Genomic DNA, 24,469 nt, shown 5'->3' with positions numbered 1-24,469 from the left:
CGTCGTTCATAGCTCTCTCCATTGCTGATCGTGGAGCTCTCGCCACTGTTGTTCGCCCCGTTCGATGCGCTCCACTCTGAAACGGACATAGGTCTTGCGGAAGCGGCGCGTTATCGAGACAGGGCTGACCGTCAGAGCCACGCGAGGCAGTTCCAACAGACTTTCAACCAGCGACCCTTTTGGAGCTGAAGAGAAGAGCACACTCACGCCTGTGTAGGACATATCTTTCAACCTTCCGGTCCGCAAGGATGTCGAGGAACTCAATCGACAAGAGGTTTCGTGGAGAATACGTGGAATCCGGCGTCGCTCCCATGAATAGGATCGCCAAGGAGCCGTGACGGCGACAAGCAGCGATCGCAAACTGCTCGCGATGCCGGGTTGGAACCGATAGCTCTCTGCCCACGCAGCAGGATCACCGAAGATCTTATCGACGAGTGTGTGTCGGGTCGTCCTATCCAGACCGATAAATTGAAGTGCGGCCACCATATCACCGGACGGCAATCGTTCTTGCCTGATGAGGCGGCCGGTCAATCGAACGATGGCGCCCTGGGACGACGTCAGAAGCAGTGAGACGCTTTCCAGTGCGGTAAAGAGCGGATGCTCCAACGATAGCGCGGCACCATGTTCGTTGATGTTGAGAATACGCGCAGAGACGGGGGCATCGTCCACAAACACCTCGCTCACGAAATCTCGGTTGAGCCGAAATGCCCGCCGGCCCTGTGTTTGCTCATTGGCGACGAACATGGCTATGGTCAACAGTGCGAGATTGACGCATCCCCATAGAAGGCTGACCGGAAGACCGGGATCTCCTGTGCCGTGTCGAAGGTCCCGAATTCCAACCATCACACCGGCAATCAACAAGCCAAACGTCAGCAAGTGCGGCCATGCCAACATCAATTCGGCGGAAGTGTTTTTCTCGATGCGCTGTCCTTTCGGTGTCACCTCGAAGGGACGCTCTTTATGCGGAGCGACGAGGGCGCTGAGCGCGACTGCGCTGAGCGCGAAACACATGGCGATTTCATAGATGTCCGACCAAAACGGATTGCGCGAGCCGCTGCTGACAGGCCGCATCGCTAACGCCGCCGCGATGTAGAAAGAAAAGAAGTGAAGACCTAACAGCATCACGTTTGCCTGAATCGGCGGCGTATGGAACAAAAGACTCGACAGTGGGGCGATCAGGCAAATGATGCGTGGAAGACCGAAGAAGAAATAAAAGATCGATCCGAAGTAATCCAGTCGCTGTGACAGCGTGAGGCCGCGCTTTGTCAGCGGGTTGTCGCGCAGAAGCATTTGGATGCAGCCGATGGCCCAACGCTTCCGCTGCTTCAGGTATCCTTCGAACGTCTCCGGCATCAGACCAGCGGACAGGACGCGATTGAGGTAGCAGGACGTATATCCTTGTGCATGCAGGTTCATGCTGGTGTGGATGTCTTCGGTGATGGTCTGGGTCTGAAAACCGCCGATCTCCTCCAGCGGTTGCCGGCGGAACAGGCCACCGCTGCCTGCGAAGAAGGCGCTGTTGTGCGCATCACGGCCCGCTTGCAACGAGCGGAAGAACAGTGCTTGCTCGTTCTTGACGAGATCTCCGATACGCAGGTTTCGTTGAAAAATGTCGGGATTGTAGAAGTGGTGAGGAGTCTGAACGATGGCCACTTTGGGATCATCGAAGAATCCAATGGTCTCTTTGAGGAACGTACGGGCAGGGATATGGTCGACATCGAACACGGCGACGAGGTCGCCGTCAGTCAAGTGAAGCGCATGGTTGAGGTTGCCGGCCTTGGCGTGGCGGGGATAATCCGGGCGCCTGATGTATCCACAGCCCAGTGCGGTCGCCAACTGCTTGGCTGCCAGACGATGGCCGTCATCGAGCACGTACACCTTGAACCGATCCTTGGGGTATTCTTGCGATAGGCATCCCATCACGGTTTGCCGTAGGAGCGACAGGGGTTCATTTACAACGGTGACCAGAATGTCCACCGTGGGATACGTTGTAATCGGCGCCGGGGAACGGTCCGTCGGTGACCAGGACTGATAGGTGAAGAAACAAAATTGGCAGAGCCCATACAGTTCCGCCAGGAACACAATCCAACCCACGGTGATACTATTTACATCATCAGTCGGTAACGTGTAGAGCGCCCGCCAGACCATATAACGGACGTATAACAGGAGGCTCAGGCCCAGGACCCAGCGACGCCCCCGGTTCTCTTTGAGGAGAAGACCAATAATCAGGAGGACTAGAGCGGAAACACCTGCTGCAACCGGTGTGTCGAAAAATGTGTCGACCAGCCTCATTTATGAATGTTCCTGGGGGCCGAAGTTTTTTGCGGTTCTGTGGTGGGTACCACCGTATTACCGGAGGGTCAGCCTGACTATCCTACGGAGGAGGCACGGTCTTTTGAGGGGGCATCCGACGGACCGATTGATGAAATGAGGGGCTTGTGCCGCCAATAGGTATGTTTTTCAATGGATTAGGAAGTCAGGTCCAGAGCTCGAGCGGACCATGGTTCGCGATGCCCTGAAGCAGGTCCTGTGTGGAGAGAATGCCGACTAGGTGACGGTCATGATCCAAGATGGGAACCGCATGAATCTGTTCATCCAACATGACGCGGGCGATTTCTCGGATCTCCGTGGTGGGTGTTGCGGAGATAACTCGGGAAGTCATGATTTCGGCTAATCGCCTCGTTGAAGCCTGCCTCTTGTCGGCCGCTGTGATCAGCTCCGGCACATGATCGAGCAGATCACGATAAGAAATCATGCCGACCAGTGTGGCATGCAGCGAAGTGACGGGAATATGATGGAATCCTCGGTGTGACATGATGCCCCAGGCATCGAGCAACGTACTGTCGGACGGAAGTGAAAGGACCGGGGCTTTCATCAAATCCCGCGCCAGGATCGCCGGTTTCGGATGTGGCCGTTCGAGGTTCTGTTGTTGATACGCAGTTTGCGCGGCTAAGGCTGAGTGATCCAAAGACGCTGAGTGTTGACCATGATGTTCCCGATCTCCAACCGATTCGGCGCGGGTAGGCCGAGGGTCTGTCGTTTTGGTCGGGTAGGTCTCTACGATTCCATTGACCGCCAAAATGATGGACATGATGTAGTTCCTCGACTGCTGTATCGGCACTTTCGGGAAATACTTAAGCGAGGTCGGGGCACGGAGCCCCTCCGGCGAAACAAGGGGCACGAGCAGGCGAGGCTACATGCAACAGAATCGATTCGACGAGTGTCTTGGATTTCTCAAGGATTCCGAGGCCAAGAGGTGGTAGTCCAGAGAAACGAGCCTTGTCATCTCGTGGTCTGAATTAGTGTCGCCGATTCCTTCGACAGGGGCACTTCCAATTCGGTTGCTTCCGTTTTGACCCCTATGTTATAAGAATCGCCGCGCGAGGTGTTACAAGTCGGCAATACTCTATAGATAATGACAAGGGTGCACATTACAAAAGCCTTCACGTCCTCCAAACTTTAGCGTCATATATTCACAAGCCTCTATTTATCTCTTCTTTTCTTGCAAGGGGGGTAGTCATGGGCAAGATGATATTGTCGGTCTTTTTCGGCCTTGGAATGGTGCTGGCTGGGGCTTCGGGTTCGTACGCGCTTCAAGCAGGTGGTGTCGAGATCGGTGATCTGGAAACTGGATCTGTCGTCGGGCAGCCGTTTAAGGAACTGAGTGTCGATGCCGCGTTCTACGCCATCGAGATAGGTAACATGAAGACCTGGTATCCTCCCACGACGGTCATCGATTTTAAGACACGTCCAGGTTCACCGGTTCTTTTGAAGGTGACGAACAATGCGACAGCTGAACATGGGTTTCATCTGAGCGCCGCCGTGAATCAATCGGCACCGACTGTTCTGGATACAAAGCTGGTGCTCAAGCCCGGGGAGACGCGGTACATCGGCGTTCCGACCAGCGATTTGTTTTATGCGGCAGGGAGCGTCCTCGAATATCGTTGCCACTTGCATCCGGGCCACGTCGGCGGCAAGCTGGTGATGTTGAAATAGTGCGCCGCGTTTCGAGTCGATTGAAAGGCTTCGGTGAAGATCACTGAGGCCTTTCTTTTTAGACGCGACAGAGTCAAAAACAAAAGGCCCCGGTTCTTGAAGAACCGGGGCCTTTTGCGGTGCACATCAGCAGCAGGTCAGTTTCTTACCCCACTCCACACTTTGGCGGGATCTATCGATTTATCGGGATTCAGAGTCTTTGCTCTTTCCAGAAGCACATCCGTTGTTTCAGGATAGAGGGGGTCAGAAATACAGCAATTATCAACGGGGCAAACCGCGGCACATTGGGGTTCATCAAAGTGACCAACACACTCGGTGCAGCGGTCATGCGCGATTACGTAAATATTGTCGCCGACACCTTGCCCATCGCCGACGTGATTGCCTTTGCTCTCCGCGTCGCTCCTGGTTTCAAAGATCGCTTCATTCGGGCATTCCGGCAGGCAAGCCCCGCAAGAGATGCATTCGTCCGTAATCAATAAAGCCATGACCCAAGCCTCCTTCTCACTCCAAAGGACTATACAATATTGACAAGCTCGCGCCGCTGCCACCATAGTGCTCACGGTATCGTGGTGAGTGGGCGCGGACCGGCATTTTATTCTGCGATTCTTTTCCAAGTCAACAGAACGCAATCCGGTCAGAAGGCCTAGATCGCCAATGCGCATGGGCCATTGGGCTCAGTGAAGAACAAATCATTACTCTTCTCCATGTCAACCGGTCAGACTCAAGCGAACAATCGAGAACAGAGGAAGAAGCGGATCATCATGATGGTCCTGCTCGCCCTCCTTCTGATGAGCGCTTCAGTTTTTCTCGTTGAGCGTAAAGAATCGAGCATCATTGTCGTGACGTTCCCCAGCGGAGTCGAGCTGGAAGCTGAAGTGGCGGATACCCCGGAGAAGTTGCTCTTTGGACTCGCCTTTCGCGATGCATTGCCTCCAAATAGCGGCATGCTTTATATCTTTGAACAAAACGGTCTGCATCGCGTCACGACCAAGGAATATCGATTTCCCATCGACATTCTCTGGGTGGACGAAAGCCATCATGTGGTGCACATGCTGGAGCATGCGGAACCATGCGCCAAAGATCCGTGCCCATTGTACGGACCACCGCCGGAAGACGCTCGCTATGTGATCCAGACGGAATCGGGGTTCATCAAAAAGGCTGGAGTTGCAAAAACCGACGAACTCAAGTACGCCCTTCGCCTGTAGGCGTTGAGGCGCGGGAAAAGGATAGAATCACGATGGATGAGTTTCACAAGGTTGCACAGATCGAAGAATTGCCTCCGGGAAAGTCAAAGATCGTCACAGTCAATGACCGGCCGATTGCCTTGTTCAACATTGAGGGGAAATTTTACGCCATCCATAATAGCTGTCCCCATGAGGGAGGCCCGCTTATTGAGGGGAGGCTCAAGGGATATGTCATTGCCTGCCCTTGGCATGATCTCGCCTTTGATATCCGCAACGGGCAGGGCACCGACGGCGGCGGGTATTGTGTGGGAAGCTACGAAGTTCGGGTGGATGGAACCGATATCATGGTCGGTCCTCGGCGGAGAGTATAAGACGAGAGATCCAGCGTAACGAGTGTCTTTGCGTACGAGGATAGAGACATGAATGTTTCCGGTACCGATCACAGCCAAGCATTGGACAGCAGCGACTGCCGCAAGGTCACGGTCGACCGGCCATTTGTCATTCATCTATGGGAAGATCGGACGAGAGGCGAGCAGTGGGTGCCGTCCTATGACACGAAAGGACTCGCTCTCCTCAGTGATGAGTTCCTCCAAATTGCGAGCAATAATGCAGTGGAAAATGGACAGCGAATCTTTGAGTTCAAAGCCGTGCAGCCGGGGGTGTATCAGCTGGTGTTTGAAAAACGGATGGGGTGGAAATTTACCGCGGAAGATCGTCGGCTGTTCAGAATAGAGGCGGAACCTCTACCCGGGAAATGAGCGATGCCTGATATCGCCTTTATCAACGGTCGCTTTCTTCCGTGGCAGGAGGCCACCGTTTCCATCGATGATCGAGGCTTTCAATTCGGAGATGCCGTCTACGAAGTCATTCGGACTTATCGAGCGGTTCCTTTCGAAGTGGGAGCGCATCTTGACCGACTTGAGCGGAGTGCAAATGAACTCTCTATTCTTCAGCCGTATACCAGAGCGTCATGGATACAGTGGATTCAACACGGACTCAGCCTAGCCGGATATCGGGATGCCAAGATTTATATCCAGATTACCAGAGGGGTGGCTCCTCGGGAGCATCGCTTTCCTTCCGACAGCCGTCCGACAGTCGTCATGACGATCAGAGAGTTTCATCCCCTGACTCCCGAGATACGTCACGCCGGCGTGACGGCATGTACGCGGGAAGATCTACGATGGGGGCGGTGCGACATCAAAAGCGTCAATCTGCTGGCCAACGTGCTTGCGCGTGAAGAGGCGAAAAAAGCGGGAGTCTTCGAAACAATTTTGGTTCGAGACGGTCTCGTGATGGAAGGTGCCCTGAGCAATGTCATGGCCATTCAAGACGAAGTGATCGTGACGGCTCCGGAAGGGCCTCGAATTTTGTCCGGTGTCACAAGAGCAGTGGTGTTGGAGTTGGCGAAGAAGGAGACCATCGCCATCGAAGAGCGATTTATTCCAGTCGAGTCTCTGTACTCGGCAGACGAGGTGTTTCTGACTGGAACCACGCTCGAAGTCCTTGGGGTTGTCCGAGTCGATGGGAAAACCATCGGCTCTGGCCGACCGGGCCCGATCACGAAGACGCTGGCTGCTCGATGGGCGCTGTTGACCGGCTAGTGCTCTTGCTTTGCTCCGGGGTGCGTGGTATGGTGCTCCCTCTGTAAGTGGGCTCAAGCCCACTTTTTTGTTTGGACACATGTCAAGGGAAAATAGGTTGAGCATACCGGGTGGTGGTCTGCAACCGGTTGCCGACCGGTTGCACGGGATCATTGCACCGATCTTATGGACGCTCGGACTAGAGTTGATTGACGTGGTGTGTGTGGGACGAGGTCCTCGCTCGGTCGTTCGTGTGCTCATCGATAAGCCGGGCGGAGTCACCATAACAGACTGTGAGCAGGCACATAAAACCTTAGGGCCGGCACTCGACGTGGCCGATCCGTTCCCTCACGCATATACCCTTGAAATCTCTTCGCCAGGTTTGGATCGGCCCTTTAAACGGCTACAGGACTATCAGCGAGCAATCGGAAAAGAGGTCAGTGTCAAGCTTCGACAACCACTCGAAGGTCAATGGAAGATCGCCGGGCAGCTGATACGGGCGGATGAGCAGGTGATCGTGCTGGCTGTCGCCACAACACGGAACCCTCAGACGATCGAATTAGACCGAGAGATGATTGCGGAGACAAAGCTGGTCGTGAAGATTTAGTGCGCGAGGTAGGTCATCGTGTGTGGTCACCGGATGCAGGAGCGTAAGGTATGAACCGAGAACTGATTTCAGTGATCGACGAAATCGGGCGCCAGAAAGGAATCGACAAGGCCCGCGTCATCGGGGCCATCGAGTCCGCCCTGCAGACCGCCGCCAAGAAGCGTTTCGGCCAGGCCGAAAATATTCAGGTGGAGATCGATCCCAAGACCGGAGAAATTTCTGTCGTCTCCAAAAAGACGATCGTGGAAACCGTCAGCAATCCCAAAGCGGAGATCTCGCTCCAGGAAGCTCGTCAGTACGACAGTGAAGCCGAAGTGGGCGATGAAATCGGATCGCTGATCGAAATGAATGAACTGGGGAGAATTGCCGCCCAAACCGCGAAACAAGTCATTTTTCAAAAGGTTCGCGAGGCGGAATGGGAGGCCGTACAAAAAGAATACTCAACGCGTCAAGGGGATCTGGTCACCGGCATTATTCTCGGTATGGAGCGCCGAAACTACCTGGTCGATCTGGGGAAAACGGAGGCCATCCTGCCGATTCAAGAGCAGATTCCGCGCGAAACCTATCGGCGCGGCGATCGTGTGAAGGCCATGTTATTGGAAGTCCGTCGTACTCCGAAGGATGTTCAGGTTATTTTGTCTCGCAGCCACCCCCAATTCGTGGCCAAGCTGTTTGAACTCGAAGTGCCGGAAGTCATGGAAAAAATCATCGAGATTAAATCGGTGGTTCGAGAGCCGGGAGATCGAACGAAGATCGCTGTGACCTCACGGGAAAAAGCCGTGGATCCGGTGGGAGCGTGCGTCGGCATCAAGGGATCCCGCGTGCAGGCCGTGGTCCGTGAGTTACGTGGCGAGAAGATCGACATCATTACCTGGACGCAGGACCCGCGAGTCTTCATTGCCGAAGCGTTGAACCCCGCGACGATCGAAAAAGTCGGTATTGACGAAGAAAAAAAATCGGCGCTCGTCGTCGCAGCAGACTCGCAACTGTCGCTGGCGATCGGCAAGAACGGCCAGAACGTCCGATTGGCGGCGCGCTTAACCGGCTGGAAAATCGATATCATCAGCGCAACCGAATACGAAAAGGAAAAAGTCGAACGAGATAAGGAAATCAAAGCGGCGCTTGCAGAGGAAGCCGAGGCGCAACGGCTGCAAGAAGAAGCTCGGCAAGCCGCCAGAGCCGAGGAAGCGACGAGCGGATAGAGCACGGGACTGTCTGATGACCATGCGTGTATACGAACTCGCGAAGAAGTTAGGAATGGAGAATCGTGTGCTCATCCCCGAGCTCAAAAAGATCGGGGTATCAGTCACGTCTCATAGCAGCACTCTGGACGATGACATCGTTCAAAAAGTGTTGGATAAGCTTGCCCCGAAATTGAAAGGTCAGGGAACAGGGGCCGAGGGGGAGTCTGGTGTCAGATCCATTCAGGATGCGGCTCACGGCAAAGCCGTGACGGCCAGGAGCCAGCCCGCAGAAGAACCGCCGAAGCCTGACAAGCGCCGTATTCTGATCAAGCGAAAGAAAGAGGATGAACCGCTCGAGGTCGTTTCCCCCGCTACGGTTTTTGAAGGCGACCGTTCGGTGCAGTCCGCGGTGGTAACCGCGACACCTGTTCCATCCGTGTCTCCTGAGCATCCCGTTCTCGGCGGAGCGGTCGATCATAGCTCTCGAACAGAGGAAGTTCCAGATGAGATCGTACCACCGGCTCCCGCTCCGGTCGTTTCCAAGCCGGAAGAGATGCCGCCGAAGCCGACGCTAGCCCCACCCACTGTCGTGGCGGCGACTGTAGAGCCGGTGACGGGCAAAAAGAAGAGTATGGCTTTCGAGGCCATCCAGGCCGAGGGGCAAAAGGACAAACTCAAGAAAGTACGAAAGCCGACTCGTCCACGAGACGAGCAGCAGGATGTGAAATTTCGCGAGGACGCCGCCCGCTGGCAGGATCTTCGCGCGATTCCTTTACAGCGACGCGATGACCGGTCCAAACATGTGCACCATAGCACGCCGGCAGAAATCACCAAGCCACGTCGGAAAAGTGTCAAGGTCACCCCGCGGACGACGGTGAAGGAATTTGCCGAGTTGATCGGTCAGCGGCCGGCGGACATCGTTCGAAAGCTGATGGATATGGGCCAAATGCTGACATTCCATCAGCCGATGAATCTGGACGCCGCATCAATTTTTGCCGAGGAAAGTGGTGTGAAGATTGAAATAGCAGTCGAGAAGGTGGGCGAGGAGTTGCTGCAAGATGTGGTTGAAGCAACTGGTAAGGAACGGGCTGAACCTCGACCGCCCGTCGTCACCATCATGGGCCACGTCGATCACGGGAAGACGTCCTTGCTGGATGCGATTCGACAAACAAAAGTGGCCGAAGGTGAGGCCGGCGGCATTACCCAACATATCGGAGCCTACACGGTCTCAGTCCGCGGGAAACAAGTCACGTTTCTGGACACTCCCGGCCATGAAGCCTTTACCTCGATGCGAGCGCGCGGAGCCAAGATCACGGATATCGTCATTTTGGTTGTCGCAGCCGACGATGGAGTCATGCCGCAAACGATCGAAGCGATCCATCATGCCAAGGCGGCCGGCGTTTCACTGATCGTGGCGATGAATAAGATCGACAAACCCACCGCGAACCCTGACCGTGTCAGAAATGCCCTCTCGGAGCATGGTTTGATCTCGGAAGCATGGGGCGGTGATACCATCATGGTGGAGGTGTCCGCCAAGCAGAAAACGGGACTCGATACGCTCCTCGAGATGATTCTCCTTCAGGCCGAGGTGCTGGAACTCAAAGCGGATCCACACCGACAGGCGAAAGGCACCGTCATCGAAGCCAAGATTGAACGCGGGCGAGGACCGGTGGCGACGGTACTGGTCCAGAGCGGGACTCTCAGGGTGGGAGACGCCTATGTCGTGGGATCGTTCAGCGGGCGTGTCCGGGCTCTCATTAATGATCGTGGCGAGAAAACGCAGGAGGCGGGACCATCCATTCCAGTGGAAATGATTGGATTGCCAGGGGTGCCATCTGCGGGAGATGTGTTCCATGTCGTCTCCAACGAGAGAGTCGCCCGAGAGATTGCTGAAGAGCGAGCTCAAAAGAGACGGGCTGCAGAGCTGACCGGCCCGGCCAAAGTCACCCTGGATGATCTCTTCGCGAAGATTCAAGAGGGGTCGGTGAAAGAATTGGCCATCGTCATCAAGGCCGACGTACAAGGATCGTCGGAAGCGTTGGCCGGCGCCGTCGAAAAGCTGTCAACAGACGCCGTCAAACTCCGTGTGATTCATAACGGAGTTGGAGGAGTCATGGAATCCGATGTGCTGCTGGCCGCTGCGTCGCGAGCCATCATCATCGGCTTCAACATCAGGCCCGAGCCCAAGGCAACCGCCTTGGCTGAGCAGCAGGGCGTTGACATCAGGCTCTACACGATCATCTATGACGCCATTGCCGATATTAAGGCTGCGATGGAAGGCTTGCTCGAACCCACGCTGAAAGAGCGCGTCCTCGGAAGAGCCGAAGTCCGGCAGGTGTTTACGATTCCGAAGGTGGGTCCTGTCGCGGGATCATACGTCGTCGATGGGACGATCTCCCGCTCAAGCGCCGGGGTCCGGGTGATACGGGACAACGTCGTGGTGTATCAGGGCAAGCTTGCCTCCTTACGGCGGTTCAAGGACGACGTGCGTGAAGTTCAACAAGGATATGAATGCGGTTTGAGCATCGAAAACTTCAATGATATCAAATCCGGTGATATCGTCGAGGCCTATGCCATCGATAAAATCGCTGCGAAGCTCTAGCGGGATCTCAAGACGTTCATGATGAGAGTATCCTTCGATCCAAAGCCGGAACAGCTCCTAAGACGAAATCGGTGAGCGTAATGAAGTGCCGGGTGTGAATGAGCGGTTGATATGGTCGTGGGGCTCTGTACGGTCGAATTATTCATCGCAGGAAGCCAATCGCTGAAAGATAAACGGCAGGTGATTCACGGGCTGAAAGATCGACTTCGGGGGAAGTTTAACCTTTCCATCGCTGAAGTCGACGGTCAGGACCTCTGGCAGAAGGCGATCCTGGGAATGGCGTGTGTCGCCAATGACGGGAGTTACGTGAACCAAGTCCTCGAACAAGCGTTGAATGTGATCAAGAGCATGCCGGCGGTCGAAGTGGTGCGAACCCAACGGGAATTGCTCTAAATCCCTCACGATGATCGCAATGGTCTCGGCCGGAATAGATAAGATGTCAAAGGCAACATACAAGCGGGCAGATCGGGTCGCCGATCAGATCCGAATGGAAGTGGCCGACATTCTCATGCGAAAAATCAAGGATCCCCGGGTGCATGATGTGACCGTGACCGACGTCGAACTGACAGGGGATTTGCGCATTGCGTATGTCTTTGTCACGACTATGGAAACGGGTGACGCTGAGCGAGAGATCTTCGCCGGACTCTCAAAAGCCAGTGGATTTGTGCGGGCGGAGTTAGGTCGGCGACTTTCTCTCCGCTACCTTCCGGATGTGATCTTTAAGAGGGATGTCAGTGGACCACGCGGTGATCGCATCATGCAGTTATTGGAAGGTTTACACGGGGACTCCGAGCAGCAGCAGACACCTGAATTGCCGAGCGACAAGGAGAGGACAGCAGACTCATAAGGTATGAACACGGCAGGAGTTAAGATCGACCAAGAGGACGCTATTGAGGGAGTCCTCATTCTCAATAAAGAAGCCGGCTGGACTTCACACGACGTGGTAGCCAAGGTACGGAGGCTGCTGGGAGAAAGCAAGGTCGGCCATGCCGGGACGTTGGATCCCGGTGCCACGGGTGTCCTCCCCATCCTTGTCGGGCGTGCCACCAGAATTGCTGAGTATCTAGTTGATTGGGATAAGGAATACCGTGCCGTCCTGCGCCTTGGGGAAACGACTGATACCCAGGATGCGTCAGGCCGAGTGTTAACGAAGGCCGATCCATGCGACATCAGTGTGGATGCGATTCAGACGGTCCTCGCTGGCTTTCGAGGAGTACAACGACAACTCCCACCGATGTATTCAGCCGTCAAAGTCGGTGGGCAGCCGCTTTATAAGGCAGCCAGAGCGGGCAAGACGATTGACAGATCGGAGCGGTCGATCACGATTCATCAACTGGAGATCGTGGCCGTTGACGGACGTGACGTGACCTTGCGTATCGTGTGTTCAAAGGGAACGTATGTGCGCACATTGTGTGCCGATATCGGCCATACTCTGGGAGTCGGTGGTCATCTCTACGCGCTTGAGCGGCGTCGTGTTGGACCCCTCTTGATCGAACATGCATTGACGATCGATCAGATCACAAGCCATCTGACGGCGGAAACTCTCCGAACGCAGTTCATTTCGTTGGACCAACTCTTGTTCCAGCTCCCAGCCGTGGTCGTGAACGATGAGCAGGCCCAACGTGTTTTGCATGGATCTCCTGTGTCTCCCAAGGGAATCGGGCAACTGTCGTCAACGCCCTGCCCGGTTTCTGTGCGGTTGAAGAACGAGGCTGGTCAGCTGTTGGCGATTGGAACGCACGATAGAGGCGGAGTGGGGGCGATTAGAATTCGTAAGGTACTGAGTCTCTCGAGTCATTAAGGTGGAAGGAGCAGCGATGGCACTTTTGAAAGAAGCAAAGACGGAACTCATCAAGCAATATCAGCAACATGACAAGGATTCCGGATCCCCGGAAGTTCAGATTGCTGTGTTGACCAACCGAATCACGTACCTCACCGAGCATTTCAAAAGCCATAAGAAAGATCACCACTCGCGGCGTGGATTGTTACAGCTGGTCGGACGGAGACGGCGTTTGTTGGACTATCTCCGCGGCGTGGATGATGTGCGCTATCGAGCCGTTATCGATCGACTTGGCATTCGCAAGTAACCAGTCGTGTCCAAAACGGCGCTTACCCGCGCCATGGTGTAGTTCAAATGTCCCACAGATGAACACCGACATGCGCTCTGACCATGCACTGTTCACTGATGAACGTGTGCGATTCGGTGGAAGGCGTACCGCCGACCCAACATTCCCGGCTGCGTATTGAGCGTTGCCGATCCGAGCGTATCTCAGTGGGCATCTGTGGATCTAACCAGAGGAGACCATAGATGGTACACGTCGTAGAAGTCGAGATTGCAGGTCGGACTCTCCGCCTAGAAACTGGCCGGGTCGCAAAGCAGGCCGACGGATCGATTTGGGCCTCGTACGGTGACACGGTTGTCCTTGCGACAGCCGTGGCCGCGCAAACGGCCAAGCCGGGCATAGACTTTCTTCCATTGACCGTCGACTATCAAGAGAAAGCCTATGCCGCCGGCAAAATCCCCGGTGGCTACTTCAAACGAGAAGGTCGACCGGCTGAGAAGGAAGTGCTGACAAGCCGCTTGATTGACCGTCCGCTCCGTCCCCTCTTTCCAGAAGGCTACTACTTCGAAACGCAGGTCATTGCGTCAGTGCTGTCGGCGGACAAGACGGGTTCTTCCGATGTCATCGGGATTACCGCCGCATCGGCCGCCCTCGCGGTGTCGAATATTCCCTTCAACGGCCCCGTTGCGGGAGTGAAGATCGGCCGAGTCAAGGGCCAGCTCGTCGTCAACCCCGATCTCGAAGCCATGGAGCAGAGCGAACTCCATCTGGTTGTCGCGGGCACGGCGGATGCGGTGATGATGGTGGAGGCGGGAGCCAATGAATTATCCGAGCAGACGATGCTCGAGGCCCTGGAGTTGGCGCACTCTGAAATTAAGAAAATCGTACAGAAGATCGACGAATTGGCCAAGAAGGTCGGCCGAGTGAAACGGGAAGTTGTGGCGGAATCAATCGCACCTGCATTGCAGGCAGACGTCAAGACGTTGGTTGCGCAACCCATTCGTGATGCCATTATGATTTCCAACAAGACGGCCCGCCAAGAACGGTTGGACGAAATCCTGGCCGGCGCGATCACAAAACTGAAGAACCCGGAAGAGTCCTCGAGCGAACGGCACATCAAGATAGTGTTCCATCAATTGGAATACACAGAAGTCCGGAAAATGATTTTGGAGAAACAATCACGCGCCGATGGGCGCGGTCCTGCCGATATCCGGCCGATCAGCTGCGAAGTCGGTGCTCTGCCGCGTGCTCATGGCTCGGCGATCTTTACCCGGGGCGAAACCCAGAGCTTGGCGGTCGTGACGTTGGGGACGACCGACGATGAGCAGCGCATCGATGCCTTGGAAGGGGAATATACTCGCACGTTCATGCTGCATTATAACTTTCCGCCGTTCAGCGTCGGCGAAGCGCGGCCGCTACGTTCGCCGGGCAGACGGGAAGTCGGGCACGGAGCATTGGCCGAGCGGGCGTTGAAACCCGTCATTCCGAACAAGGACGTGTTCCCGTATACGTTACGGATCGTTTCTGAAATTCTGGAATCAAATGGGTCATCCTCGATGGCGACGGTGTGCGGCGGAACGCTGGCCATGATGGATGCCGGTGTTCCTATCAAGGAGCCGGTTGCCGGGATCGCCATGGGGTTGATCAAGGAAGACAACGACGTCATCATCCTGTCGGACATCCTGGGTCTTGAAGATCATTTAGGCGATATGGACTTCAAGGTCTGCGGAACGAAGAACGGAGTCACGGCGTTGCAAATGGACATCAAGATCGGAGGGATTACCACTGCACTGATGCAACAGGCATTGGAGCAAGCCCGCTTGGGACGTCTCCACATTCTCAGCCACATGACGAAGGCTCTGGCCGGTCCCCGCGCCGACCTGTCGCCGTTTGCGCCGCGCATCCATACGATGAAGGTCAAGCAAGATAAGATCAGAGACATTATCGGGCAGGGTGGCAAAACGATTCGCGGAATTCAATCCGATTGCGGAGTCAAGATCAGCGTGGAGGATACCGGTATAGTGACCATTGCCTCCGCGGACGGCGCGTCGCTACAAAAGGCAAAAGACATCATCAGCCGTTTGACTGAGGAAGTCGAAGTCGGAAAAATCTATCTGGGTACGGTGAGAAAGATCATGGACTTCGGCGCATTTGTGGAAGTGTTGCCGGGCACCGATGGGTTAGTCCACATCTCCCAGCTGGCACATCACCGTGTGAAAGCCGTGTCCGACGAAGTGGCCGAAGGCGACCAAATTCTCGTGAAAGTGTTGGAAATCGATAAGCAGGGGAAGATCAGGCTGAGTCGAAAAGAGACCATGCCCGCGCCAGGCAACAGCCCAAAAGATTCATCGAGCGAATAACACTTGTACCGCAAGCTCATCCTCGATAATGGAATTCGCTTGGTCACCGAGCGTATTCCGACACTTAAATCCGTGACGGTCGGTATCTGGGTGAATGCGGGCTCTCGTGATGAGGGCCCCGCAGAGGCCGGATACTCGCACTTCATCGAACACATGTTTTTTAAGGGGACGACCGCGCGCTCTGCGACGGACATCTCTCGAGAAATAGACGCGCTGGGGGGGGAAATGAACGCGTTCACCACGCGTGAAACGACGACATTCTATGTCAAGGTGTTGGATCAACACTTACCCAAAGCGCTGAATCTTCTTTCGGATCTGTTTCTCCGGTCTCGGCTGGGGAAGAAGGAAATTGAAAAAGAAAAGCAAGTGGTGCTCGAAGAGATTCGCATGGTCCAAGACGACCCCGAGGATTTGGTTCAGGAGCTGCATACCAAGTTAGTGATGGGACGACATCCCTTGAGTCGTCCCATCCTTGGGCGGGAGTCGACGATCGCCAGGATCGGGCGGCAGAAGCTCCTTGAGTACATCGACACGCACTACCGTTCCGAAGAGATCGTACTTGCGGTAGCCGGGAATTTCGATCAACAGCAGCTCGAAAAGACCATGGTGCGCACCTTTGGGGGCTATCGTCCTTCACCCCGTGTTGCCCCTCGCAAACGTTGGCCTCCGGAACTATGTGGCGGAGTGATCTTGAAACGAAAGCCATTGGAGCAGGTGCACCTCTGCGTGGGACTCAAGGGTGTTGCGGCCGGTCATAAAGACAGGTATGCGGTCTATGCGTTGAATAGTGTGCTGGGGGGCAGCGTCAGTTCGCGGCTGTTTCAAGAGGTCCGAGAAAAACGCGGTTTGTCCTATTCAATCTATTCATTTTTGTCAGGCTATTCCGATGGCGGGACGATCACCGTGTATGCGGGAACTCAAGCGCGGGAAGTTGAGCGGGTCCTTAATCTGGTCGGTCGCGAGGTCCGGAAATTGGGCAGACAGGGGATCGATCGCGGTGAGCTGAAACGGACCAAGGATCAAATGAAAGGCGGGCTCATGCTGAGCTTGGAAAGTTCGCATAGCCGCATGAATAAACTTGCCAAGGATGAATTGATTGCCGGAGCACACACGACCTTGGAAGATATGATTCAAGAGATCGACGCGGTCACGGAAGAACAAGTATGTCGAGTCGCCCAGGACTTATTTATCCCGGAACGTATGGCATTAACAGGCTTGGGTCCTCTCTCTTCGCGACAGGTGAGTGAGTTGAGTACGGGAATTTCTTAGCTGCTCCTATTCGGATATGCCATTCCGTTCAGGGAGGCTCTCTTAACAGATTGTTTTTTATGAGCATTTAAGGCTCAATGCTTCCTGCTTCAAATCCACCAAACATTCCCTTGACAGGACATCGCAGTTTCAGTACCGTTCGGGTACGATTGTGTCGGTTTCATACCAAATTTTTGCATGAGTATGTAGGATTTCCGAAGACCACTAAACTTTCTGAAGATCTCACTACGTGACATACATTTGGATACGAGAGATGTCTTTCATTAGGGCTATCGGGTTCAATTTGAGAAGGAGGGACTAGGTATGAAGAGGGCTGTCGTTCTAGCTGCCGTGGCAGTTTTTTCAGGATTCGGCTTGCTAGCGGCCGAGTTTTCACTCGCTGACGGTGGTATAGAAAAGCTAGGCATCGCTGACGCCGTCGTCGGAGGGAAACCGCTGAAAGCTGAAGCCGCGACCAAGACGTTGCAAGGCCGAGTTTGGTCGCAGTGGGCGGATAACCCGGACGGAGAACTTTTGTTCGGGATTCAATATTGGAATAGCGGAGAGCCGGGTTCCGGTATGCCCGGCGGTCGATCTTCCACGATGCTTGACGTGAAGCCGCCGGATCCCTTGTTCAGTTGTTGTGCGTGGGGCTTTATGGGCGGTACTGAAAAGAATTCCGCCTATTCGGGTTGGTACCATGCAGCAACCACGGTTCGTCTTGCGGTCAAGGATAAGACTCTCATGGATAAGATCATTAAGGCCTCCCAAGAATTGGTCGCCATGGAGGTTACTCTGGATGGTAGAACCATCACTGACTTCAAGGTGCTGAAGGCGGACTAGATACACCTTAGTTTTTGAAGACGTTGTTGAAGGAGGACTTGATTATGATGTTGCAGAAGCAGGGGGGAGCCATTCTGGCAGCCGTTGCGCTGGTAGTCGGTATGGCGTCGACCGCCTTGGCCATTGAGTCATTTCAGGAACGATTCGAGTGGGGTGATATGAGTAAACCGACCACTATCCAAGGTCGGGTGATCGTGCTCGATCCATACGATGAAGCCGTGTGGGTCAACGTTGCCGTTTTTGGCGGCAACGCCGAGAGCGGGTTGTACTGGCAAAAAGTGCATCCAGGTAAGACGCTGAAGTTCTACGCCGATAAGTCTGCCTGGCAGGATCTGAAGAAGATGGGTCGGACTCATGCTGGACCGGCGGCGGCGAAGGAAGTTCCTCCGGGCAGCACGACGGATCTGATCGAATTTGTCGTCACGGAAACTGAGCAGAATCATCGAGTGATTTCTTCGGTGAAGAAGATTCCGGAGGTGGCTGGGACCATGGGCAAGCCGCTGAGCATGTCCGCGCTACGCCTCAAGGAGTGCGCCGGGAAGAATGAATTCGAGTCAGGTTGCTCAAAGGCCAAAACGGGCCTCAATACCTCTCCGGTCACACCGGATGGGAGCAATGTCGGTATGCAATATGATGTGATGCTTCCTGGTGGGAAAACGGTGGGTGGTTTGATTCCCTGGACGGCGCAGTACAATCAGGCCCACTAAAAGACCATTCGAGACCATGGGAAAGGGGCGGTGTTCCTGAAGGGAATGCCGCCCTTTTTATTTTGCGCTTGTCAAGCGACGGGCGTTATTGATCAGCTGGAGGGTTGCTATCGGGTCCAACCATCCGCTGCAACTCGGCAAGCCGATTCAGGGCATCGAGCGGTGTCATTGAGAACAGGTCGATCTGCTTGACTTCTTCGATAATGGGATGAGGTTGGGGAAGTGGTTGAGATGTCGGTAGGGGCTGTTCCTGACTCCTCACGAAACAAACGGACTCCGGCTGCTCCAGTTGTAGCAACACCGCGCCCGCTCGATCAATGACGTCGGGTGGGAGTCCGGCTAGCTTGGCCACATGAATGCCGTAACTTCGATCTGCCTTGCCGGCCACGATTTTTCTCAGAAAGACAACGTCTCCACCGCGTTCCTGGACGGCAACGCGATAATTCTTGATCCCTATCCGCTGCTGCTCCAACTGGGTCATCTCATGGTAGTGAGTAGCGAATAGTGTACGAGCGCCCAATCGTGTGCAGTCATGGAGGTGCTCCGCTATCGCCCAGGCGATGCTGAGTCCATCGTAAGTGCTTGTGCCACGTCCGAGTTCATCCAATAAAATCAGACTGCGTTGAGTGGCATTTCGGAGGATATTGGCAGTCTCCACCATTTCCACCATGAATGTGCTCTGGCCTCCGGCAAGATTGTCCGAAGCCCCCACTCGCGTGAAGATACGGTCGGCCAGCCCGATCTCCGCATCTGCTGCCGGAACAAAGCTCCCGATCTGAGCCATCAGAACAATCAGCGCAACTTGCCGGAGGTACGTGCTTTTCCCCGCCATGTTTGGTCCGGTTATGATCAAGAGCCGGTTCATTCCAAGGTCCAACACCGTATCATTCGGGACAAACCCAGAGTCCGTACAGAGCCGCTCGACTACAGGATGGCGACCTTCTCGGATGGTGATCTGGCCCCCCTCTGTGACCGTCGGCTTCGTGTACCGGTGCAGAGCGGCGATCTCCGCCAATCCCGCCAAAACATCAATGAGTGAGAGCGTATTGGCCATCGCATCCAATCGATGGGCTTCCTTGGCCAAGCGTGAGCGAAGCATGACAAAAGCCTCCTGCTCACGGGCAAGAAGCTTGATGTCGGCCCCGATCACACGGTCTTCCAACTCCTTCAACTCTGCGGTCATAAACCGTTCTGCATTGACCAGCGTTTGCTTGCGGACGTAATCGAGCGGCACCCGGTTCAGATTGGCTTTGGTGATCTCAATGTAGTAGCCGAACACGTGATTGTAGCGGACCTTCAATGAATCGATCCCCGTTCGCTCACGCTCCTGTGCTTCAAGTGACGCAATCCAGGTTTTCCCCTCCTTGCTGGCTTTACGCAACTCGTCGATGCCCGGGTCGTACCCATCCTTGATAAGATTTCCATCGCGAATGGAGAGTGGGGCATCGGGTCGAATTGCCTGTTCGATCAGCTCGTAGAGATCGTGGCCGTTGTCCCAGGATGCACCGGCCTCACAGAGCAGGCGGCTCCGAAGGGAGCTTAACTGACTAAATATTTCAGGGAAAGCTGAGAGAGACTGTTTCAGGCCAAGAAGCTCACGAGGACCAGCTAAACCCAGCGCGATACGACTTCCCAGTCGAGCGATGTCCTGAACCTCCCGCAAGGCTGTCCGTAACGCAGTCCGTACTTGTAGCTGGTTCTTGAGTTCTTCCACCGCATCCAGCCGCAAGCGGATCTGGTCACAGTGGAGTAATGGTCTCACCAGCCACTGACGAATAAGTCGGCTGCCAATAGCCGTGACCGTCCGATCCAACACGGTCAGCAGGGTTGCCGGTTTCGAGCCAGAGGCGCTCTCGCTCGACACCAGCGGTTTCAGCAGTTCCAGGTTACGGATGGTGGTACTGTCCAGGTCCATCACCTGATCAAGACCATGGACAGAGAGCCGGCGGATATGATTCAAAGCCACTGCCGGTTGCGTCTCACGAAAATATTCGAACACTGCGCCTGCCGCTCCTATGGCAGCGGTCAAGCCGTGACACCCAAAGTCATCCAGAGACTGCACTTGGAAGTGTTCACTCAACACCCGCGCAGCAATGTGATGGTCGAACGAAGCGAGTGGACGTTCGCATTGGCGCGCGCCGGTGATCTCCTTCATCCAAACCGAGTCCTGACTACTGAGTTCTATGGGGATAAGCACTTCTCGGGGGTCCAATCGAGCGAGCTCGTTCACCACATCCGTCACGGCATGAGGGCCATGAAATTCCATCAGCCAGAACTCACCGGTCGACACCTCCAGGACCGCCAGACCGATTCGTGTTACGTGGGCGGAATCTGGTCGACTGACAAGCGCGACGAGGTAGTTAAGCTCGCCGGGGGAAAGAAACTCGGTATCAACCAATGTGCCAGGAGTATAGAGTCTGATGACTTCGCGGCGAACGAGACCTTTGGCAGCCTTAGGGTCTTCCACTTGCTCGCACAAGGCCACGATCCGTCCAGCCTTCAACAACTTCGCGATATAGTTGGTTGCCGCGTGATAGGGGACACCGCACAGCGGAACCGGATCAGGGCAGTTCTTGTCACGTGAGGTCAGCGCAATAGACAACAGCCGTGACGCCTCTTGTGCGTCCTCGTAGAACATCTCATAAAAATCTCCGACGCGAAAAAATAAGATCGCTTCGGGATATCCTCGCTTGATGTCACGATACTGCCGCATGAGCGGGCTGAGATTCATCTCACTCATCGTCGAGATTCCTGGAAGGGTCTATCTGTGCGGTTGCCGGGGTTCGTCCGGACATCTTCTCAAGCGATTGACGGAGCCGTTCCAAGTCGACCTCGGCTTCTTGTAGTGCCTTGGTCTTCCGTCGCAGTTCGATTCGCCCTCGCACCCAGGGAGGGAAGAGCAGGATGGCGGCGACCAACAGGCCGACGACGAACCCGGCCATGATGGGCTTATAAATCGGAGTCGAAGCTTCGAGCAACCCAAAGAAATAGCGGAGTGTGACTTCCTGCTCTTGGTTTTGAAGAAAAAAGGCCAGCGAGAGGAGCAAGAGAATGCCGACTAGAATCAGTCGTGTCATCGCTGCGAAGCCTTTCTGCTGACAGCGAGGCTCGTCTGGATTGATCGAGCCGAGCGCCGGACCCGAGGGATCGCTTTCTTGATCCGGGCTAGGAGTGAACGAGATCGTGATCCTCTCGCCTCCAGCTGCGCTTTTCTGCTGGTAGGGGTCCGGTGAGTCAATCGCACCTCGAGCCGGTCCTCAGGAAGTAAGCCAGGAAATCGATCGGCCCATTCAATGGCGGTCACCGCTTCCTCCGTGAAGTAATCCGACAGTCCCATCGATTCGGTCTCCTCAGGTGTTCGCAACCGATAGAGATCGATATGAATCAACGGAAGCCGTCCCTGGTATTGGTGCACCAGGACGAAAGTCGGGCTTGTCACGGAGGCGGAAGGTACTCCGAGTCCAGCGACAATCCCGCGGACCAATGCAGTCTTGCCCGCACCCAATTCGCCGATCAATGCAAACGTTTCTCCTCCACGGAGCAGCTGACCGATGGTATACCCCAACCGTTCCATCTCACCAGCAGACGAGAGGATGAGATCCAGGGAGCCAACAGATCTAGCCATAGGTAGGCCGTCACACAGGATCATTCCATGGTCGAACTGGATTGGATCGGTGGAGCCTCCTGAATGAGCTTGAGGGCATAGGGGATCTGCTCGATCACGTCTCCCGCAATCATCCCCGCTTGCCCCTTGCTGGCCGCGGCCAAATCGCCGGCTGCTCCATGCAGGTAGGTCGCCGCACAGGCAGCCTCCCATGAGGGCAGGCCTTGGGCCAGGAGTCCGACCATCATGCCGGTCAACACATCGCCCGTTCCTGCGGTCGCCATGCCCGAGTTGCCGGTTGGACAGATGGCAGCGGTCCCATCAGGTCGCGCGACAATCGTCCGTGCTCCTTTTAGGACGACGAACAGTCCCCGCTCTCGTGCGAAGCGGGTGGCGGTACCGATCCGATCGCTGTTGACGGTCTGAGTCGTGGAGTCTGCCTCCAGTCGCGCCATTTCACCGGGGTGGGGTGTAATGATCGGCGGTGTCTTGCAGGCTGCCAGGTGCGAGGTACGCCCAGTCAACGCATTCAGTGCATCCGCGTCCAGAACGGTGGGTCGGTCGAGCTGTTTCGTCAAGGCCTGGACGAGTTCAACTGTTTCAGGATGAGTTGAGAGTCCTGGCCCGATGGCGATGGCAGTTCTGGCCGTCATGAACGAGACGAGCCGTTCCAACGCAGTCCGCGCAAAAGTCCGTGCCTTGGTTTCGGGCATCGGTACGGTCATCGCTTCCAATAGCTTTGCTTCCAAGACATCGTTGACACTCGAAGGGGTGGCGACGGTCACCAAACCGGCGCCGATGCGAAGAGCGGCTTGTGCAGCCATAGCTGCCGCACCGGTCTTTCCGACCGACCCGGCTATGATGCCTGCATGGCCGAATGTCCCTTTGTGACTCGATGGTTGTCGTCGAGGGAGGTACGCCTGTACCTCTTTTTCTGTGATCAAGATGGTTCGGCTCCCCACAGCCTCGATGTAGGCTGGTGGAATTCCGATATCGACTATGATGACCTCCCCGGAAAGGTCGATTCCATGGCTCTGATAGAGACCGAGCTTCGGAAGTCCGAAGGTCACGGTGAGGGCAGCGCCAACCGCCCGGCCGAGGATGGCCCCCGTATCAGCATGGAGTCCGGATGGAAGGTCAACAGCCACCACGGGACGATGTGCCTCATTGATGCTATCAATGGCATCGGCATAGCGCCCTGTTACAGCAGAGGAAAGACCTGTCCCAAGAAGCGCATCAACGAGGATGTCGCTGTCCTGAAAAAGCGCTTGTGCCTGAGCTTTGGACGTATAGGCATGAACAGGAGACTTGCCTGCGACGCGAACGAATTGCCTATACATGGTGGCGGCATCGCGGCTCAGCTCGGAGACGGGTGTCATGACAAGAACATGCACGTTCGCATGGCGCCGACGGAGTAGTCGAGCCGCGACGAATCCATCACCGCCATTGTTCCCTTTGCCGCAGATAACGGTGATATGCTTGCCGCGAACGGGTCCCAACCGTGCTTCAAGGCAGGAGACGACACCCGACCCGGCGCGTTCCATCAATGTGGTCGCAGGGATGTAAGCTTCTGAGATCGTTCGGTGGTCGAGCTCCTGCATCTGTGCAGCGGTGATGATCTTGGTCATGAGGAACCGAGGGTGGTGAACGGACGGACCCAGTGGGCCGACGACATCGGATTAACTAAGCAAGGCCTTCATTTCTTTCACGGCCTGTTCGAGACCGACGAGGACCGCGCGCGCGATGATACTATGCCCGATGTTGTATTCAACGATTTCGGGAATATGTGTCAGGCGTTTGATATTGCGGTAGTTCAGTCCATGCCCGGCGTTGACGCCGATTCCGAGCTTGTAGGCCAGCTTCGCAGCATGGGTGATAGCTTCGAATTCCGCATCGGCCTCTTTTGAACGTGTGGCATTCGCGTATCGGCCCGTGTGCAATTCCACGAAATCGGCCGCAATTTTGTGCGCGGCCTTGACTTGATTCAGATCAGGCTCGATAAAAACGCTGACCGGAATCCCGCCATCATGTAAAAGAGTCACAATGCCCTGGATTCGGTCCCGCTGTCCCGCAACGTCAAGGCCTCCTTCAGTCGTGAGTTCTTGTCGTTTCTCGGGCACTAAGGTCACGAGAGCCGGCTTGATGGCCAGTGCGATCTTTGCCATCTCCGCATCCGCGGCCATCTCAAGATCGAGTTTTGTGCGGACTATTTCCCGAAGGAGTTGAAGATCACGGTCTTGGATATGACGTCGGTCTTCCCGCAGATGGACGACTAGGCCGTCTGCTCCTGCCAGCTCGACGAGTACCGCCGCTGCCAACGGATCCGGATCGGTTCCTCCGCGTGCCTGTCTTAAGGTCGCCACGTGATCGATGTTCACGCCTAGTCGAGCCATGCACTTTCCTTCATCCAGTCTGCTGAGAGCCGCGATGCGAGACGGACGAGCATTTAAAATCCAACGGTATTAGTAACAGAAAGGAACGAGAGGGGGCA

General features: G+C 55.3%; 24 protein-coding genes. 16 read left to right on the top strand and 8 right to left on the bottom strand.

What is annotated here, in order from left to right:
- Positions 1–6: 6 nt before the first annotated feature.
- Both H8K03_10310 and H8K03_10305 read right to left on the bottom strand, forming a co-directional pair.
- Positions 7–2,292 (bottom strand): glycosyltransferase, encoded by a 2,286-nt coding sequence (locus tag H8K03_10310; protein UVT22249.1) that lies wholly within the window; start codon positions 2,290–2,292, stop codon positions 7–9.
- A 184-nt stretch (positions 2,293–2,476) separates the two neighbouring features.
- Positions 2,477–3,091, bottom strand: coding sequence for a CBS domain-containing protein (locus H8K03_10305; protein ID UVT22248.1), 615 nt, complete (start codon positions 3,089–3,091; stop codon positions 2,477–2,479).
- Between the two features lie 428 nt (positions 3,092–3,519).
- Here H8K03_10305 and H8K03_10300 point away from each other — a divergent pair, with 428 nt between their 5' ends.
- On the top strand, positions 3,520–3,996 hold the full coding sequence (locus tag H8K03_10300) for a hypothetical protein (GenBank protein ID UVT22247.1): 477 nt from the start codon (positions 3,520–3,522) through the stop codon (positions 3,994–3,996).
- A gap of 137 nt (positions 3,997–4,133) precedes the next feature.
- On the opposite strand, the gene H8K03_10295 is transcribed toward H8K03_10300, so the two are convergent.
- Positions 4,134–4,481, bottom strand: coding sequence for a 4Fe-4S dicluster domain-containing protein (locus H8K03_10295; protein UVT22246.1), 348 nt, complete (start codon positions 4,479–4,481; stop codon positions 4,134–4,136).
- A 276-nt stretch (positions 4,482–4,757) separates the two neighbouring features.
- On the opposite strand from H8K03_10295, the gene H8K03_10290 reads away from it, so the two are divergent.
- The 15 genes from H8K03_10290 to H8K03_10220 all read left to right on the top strand — a co-directional run bounded on the left by H8K03_10290 (position 4,758) and on the right by H8K03_10220 (position 18,374).
- Positions 4,758–5,201, top strand: a complete 444-nt coding sequence (locus H8K03_10290) for a DUF192 domain-containing protein (GenBank protein ID UVT22245.1) — start codon at positions 4,758–4,760, stop codon at positions 5,199–5,201.
- 32 nt (positions 5,202–5,233) lie between these two features.
- The gene (locus tag H8K03_10285) at positions 5,234–5,551 is read left to right on the top strand and encodes a Rieske 2Fe-2S domain-containing protein (GenBank protein UVT22244.1); all 318 of its coding nucleotides are present in this window, start codon (positions 5,234–5,236) and stop codon (positions 5,549–5,551) included.
- Between the two features lie 48 nt (positions 5,552–5,599).
- The gene (locus tag H8K03_10280) at positions 5,600–5,938 is read left to right on the top strand and encodes a protease inhibitor I42 family protein (protein UVT22243.1); all 339 of its coding nucleotides are present in this window, start codon (positions 5,600–5,602) and stop codon (positions 5,936–5,938) included.
- Positions 5,939–5,941: 3 nt separating this feature from the next.
- Positions 5,942–6,781: a D-amino-acid transaminase gene (gene dat, locus H8K03_10275; protein UVT22242.1), complete on the top strand. Its 840-nt coding sequence runs from the start codon at positions 5,942–5,944 to the stop codon at positions 6,779–6,781.
- Positions 6,782–6,878: 97 nt separating this feature from the next.
- Positions 6,879–7,367 carry a ribosome maturation factor RimP gene (locus H8K03_10270; protein UVT22241.1) on the top strand — a complete coding sequence of 163 codons (489 nt, stop codon included), beginning with the start codon at positions 6,879–6,881 and terminating at the stop codon, positions 7,365–7,367.
- Between the two features lie 50 nt (positions 7,368–7,417).
- A complete protein-coding gene (nusA, locus tag H8K03_10265; protein UVT22240.1) occupies positions 7,418–8,569 on the top strand; it encodes a transcription termination/antitermination protein NusA in 1,152 nt (383 codons plus the stop codon).
- Positions 8,570–8,591: 22 nt separating this feature from the next.
- The gene (gene infB / locus H8K03_10260) at positions 8,592–11,153 is read left to right on the top strand and encodes a translation initiation factor IF-2 (protein ID UVT22442.1); all 2,562 of its coding nucleotides are present in this window, start codon (positions 8,592–8,594) and stop codon (positions 11,151–11,153) included.
- A gap of 111 nt (positions 11,154–11,264) precedes the next feature.
- A complete protein-coding gene (locus tag H8K03_10255; protein UVT22239.1) occupies positions 11,265–11,546 on the top strand; it encodes a DUF503 domain-containing protein in 282 nt (93 codons plus the stop codon).
- 43 nt (positions 11,547–11,589) lie between these two features.
- Positions 11,590–12,000, top strand: coding sequence for a 30S ribosome-binding factor RbfA (rbfA, locus tag H8K03_10250; GenBank protein ID UVT22238.1), 411 nt, complete (start codon positions 11,590–11,592; stop codon positions 11,998–12,000).
- Between the two features lie 3 nt (positions 12,001–12,003).
- Positions 12,004–12,954 (top strand): tRNA pseudouridine(55) synthase TruB, encoded by a 951-nt coding sequence (gene truB, locus H8K03_10245; protein UVT22237.1) that lies wholly within the window; start codon positions 12,004–12,006, stop codon positions 12,952–12,954.
- A gap of 16 nt (positions 12,955–12,970) precedes the next feature.
- The gene (gene rpsO / locus H8K03_10240; protein ID UVT22236.1) at positions 12,971–13,240 is read left to right on the top strand and encodes a 30S ribosomal protein S15; all 270 of its coding nucleotides are present in this window, start codon (positions 12,971–12,973) and stop codon (positions 13,238–13,240) included.
- Between the two features lie 221 nt (positions 13,241–13,461).
- Positions 13,462–15,576 (top strand): polyribonucleotide nucleotidyltransferase, encoded by a 2,115-nt coding sequence (gene pnp, locus H8K03_10235; protein UVT22235.1) that lies wholly within the window; start codon positions 13,462–13,464, stop codon positions 15,574–15,576.
- Between the two features lie 3 nt (positions 15,577–15,579).
- A complete protein-coding gene (locus tag H8K03_10230) occupies positions 15,580–16,845 on the top strand; it encodes an insulinase family protein (protein UVT22234.1) in 1,266 nt (421 codons plus the stop codon).
- A 303-nt stretch (positions 16,846–17,148) separates the two neighbouring features.
- Positions 17,149–17,667, top strand: a complete 519-nt coding sequence (locus tag H8K03_10225; GenBank protein ID UVT22233.1) for a hypothetical protein — start codon at positions 17,149–17,151, stop codon at positions 17,665–17,667.
- 44 nt (positions 17,668–17,711) lie between these two features.
- On the top strand, positions 17,712–18,374 hold the full coding sequence (locus H8K03_10220; GenBank protein UVT22232.1) for a hypothetical protein: 663 nt from the start codon (positions 17,712–17,714) through the stop codon (positions 18,372–18,374).
- 85 nt (positions 18,375–18,459) lie between these two features.
- Here H8K03_10220 and mutS read toward each other — a convergent pair whose 3' ends face one another.
- The 5 genes from mutS to H8K03_10195 form a co-directional block, all read right to left on the bottom strand.
- Positions 18,460–21,114: a DNA mismatch repair protein MutS gene (gene mutS, locus H8K03_10215; protein UVT22231.1), complete on the bottom strand. Its 2,655-nt coding sequence runs from the start codon at positions 21,112–21,114 to the stop codon at positions 18,460–18,462.
- Positions 21,107–21,451: a LapA family protein gene (locus H8K03_10210; GenBank protein UVT22230.1), complete on the bottom strand. Its 345-nt coding sequence runs from the start codon at positions 21,449–21,451 to the stop codon at positions 21,107–21,109. Before H8K03_10210 ends, mutS begins: the two co-directional genes overlap by 8 nt.
- A complete protein-coding gene (tsaE, locus tag H8K03_10205) occupies positions 21,448–21,948 on the bottom strand; it encodes a tRNA (adenosine(37)-N6)-threonylcarbamoyltransferase complex ATPase subunit type 1 TsaE (GenBank protein ID UVT22441.1) in 501 nt (166 codons plus the stop codon). The genes H8K03_10210 and tsaE overlap by 4 nt, the downstream gene beginning before the upstream one ends.
- A 71-nt stretch (positions 21,949–22,019) precedes the next feature.
- Positions 22,020–23,606, bottom strand: coding sequence for an NAD(P)H-hydrate dehydratase (locus tag H8K03_10200; protein ID UVT22229.1), 1,587 nt, complete (start codon positions 23,604–23,606; stop codon positions 22,020–22,022).
- Positions 23,607–23,657: 51 nt separating this feature from the next.
- Complete coding sequence (locus H8K03_10195) at positions 23,658–24,371, bottom strand: pyridoxine 5'-phosphate synthase (protein ID UVT22228.1); 714 nt, start codon at positions 24,369–24,371, stop codon at positions 23,658–23,660.
- Between the last annotated feature and the right edge of the window lie 98 nt (positions 24,372–24,469).

Origin of the sequence: Nitrospira sp., from assembly GCA_024760545.1 — a bacterium.
Lineage (GTDB): Bacteria > Nitrospirota > Nitrospiria > Nitrospirales > Nitrospiraceae > Nitrospira_D.
This window is presented reverse-complemented; position numbering and strand designations above follow the sequence as displayed.

Excerpts from the sequence above, each read along its gene's own strand:
- H8K03_10310 (UVT22249.1), bottom strand. The coding sequence starts at position 2,292 with ATGAGGCTGGTCGACACATTTTTCGACACACCGGTTGCAGCAGGTGTT.
- H8K03_10305 (UVT22248.1), bottom strand. The coding sequence starts at position 3,091 with ATGTCCATCATTTTGGCGGTCAATGGAATCGTAGAGACCTACCCGACC.
- H8K03_10300 (UVT22247.1), top strand. The coding sequence starts at position 3,520 with ATGGGCAAGATGATATTGTCGGTCTTTTTCGGCCTTGGAATGGTGCTG.
- H8K03_10295 (UVT22246.1), bottom strand. The coding sequence starts at position 4,481 with ATGGCTTTATTGATTACGGACGAATGCATCTCTTGCGGGGCTTGCCTG.
- H8K03_10290 (UVT22245.1), top strand. The coding sequence starts at position 4,758 with ATGATGGTCCTGCTCGCCCTCCTTCTGATGAGCGCTTCAGTTTTTCTC.
- H8K03_10285 (UVT22244.1), top strand. The coding sequence starts at position 5,234 with ATGGATGAGTTTCACAAGGTTGCACAGATCGAAGAATTGCCTCCGGGA.
- H8K03_10280 (UVT22243.1), top strand. The coding sequence starts at position 5,600 with ATGAATGTTTCCGGTACCGATCACAGCCAAGCATTGGACAGCAGCGAC.
- dat (UVT22242.1), top strand. The coding sequence starts at position 5,942 with ATGCCTGATATCGCCTTTATCAACGGTCGCTTTCTTCCGTGGCAGGAG.
- nusA (UVT22240.1), top strand. The coding sequence starts at position 7,418 with ATGAACCGAGAACTGATTTCAGTGATCGACGAAATCGGGCGCCAGAAA.
- infB (UVT22442.1), top strand. The coding sequence starts at position 8,592 with ATGCGTGTATACGAACTCGCGAAGAAGTTAGGAATGGAGAATCGTGTG.
- H8K03_10255 (UVT22239.1), top strand. The coding sequence starts at position 11,265 with ATGGTCGTGGGGCTCTGTACGGTCGAATTATTCATCGCAGGAAGCCAA.
- rbfA (UVT22238.1), top strand. The coding sequence starts at position 11,590 with ATGTCAAAGGCAACATACAAGCGGGCAGATCGGGTCGCCGATCAGATC.
- truB (UVT22237.1), top strand. The coding sequence starts at position 12,004 with ATGAACACGGCAGGAGTTAAGATCGACCAAGAGGACGCTATTGAGGGA.
- rpsO (UVT22236.1), top strand. The coding sequence starts at position 12,971 with ATGGCACTTTTGAAAGAAGCAAAGACGGAACTCATCAAGCAATATCAG.
- pnp (UVT22235.1), top strand. The coding sequence starts at position 13,462 with ATGGTACACGTCGTAGAAGTCGAGATTGCAGGTCGGACTCTCCGCCTA.
- H8K03_10225 (UVT22233.1), top strand. The coding sequence starts at position 17,149 with ATGAAGAGGGCTGTCGTTCTAGCTGCCGTGGCAGTTTTTTCAGGATTC.
- H8K03_10220 (UVT22232.1), top strand. The coding sequence starts at position 17,712 with ATGATGTTGCAGAAGCAGGGGGGAGCCATTCTGGCAGCCGTTGCGCTG.
- mutS (UVT22231.1), bottom strand. The coding sequence starts at position 21,114 with ATGAGTGAGATGAATCTCAGCCCGCTCATGCGGCAGTATCGTGACATC.
- H8K03_10210 (UVT22230.1), bottom strand. The coding sequence starts at position 21,451 with ATGACACGACTGATTCTAGTCGGCATTCTCTTGCTCCTCTCGCTGGCC.
- tsaE (UVT22441.1), bottom strand. The coding sequence starts at position 21,948 with ATGGAACGGTTGGGGTATACCATCGGTCAGCTGCTCCGTGGAGGAGAA.
- H8K03_10200 (UVT22229.1), bottom strand. The coding sequence starts at position 23,606 with ATGACCAAGATCATCACCGCTGCACAGATGCAGGAGCTCGACCACCGA.
- H8K03_10195 (UVT22228.1), bottom strand. The coding sequence starts at position 24,371 with ATGGCTCGACTAGGCGTGAACATCGATCACGTGGCGACCTTAAGACAG.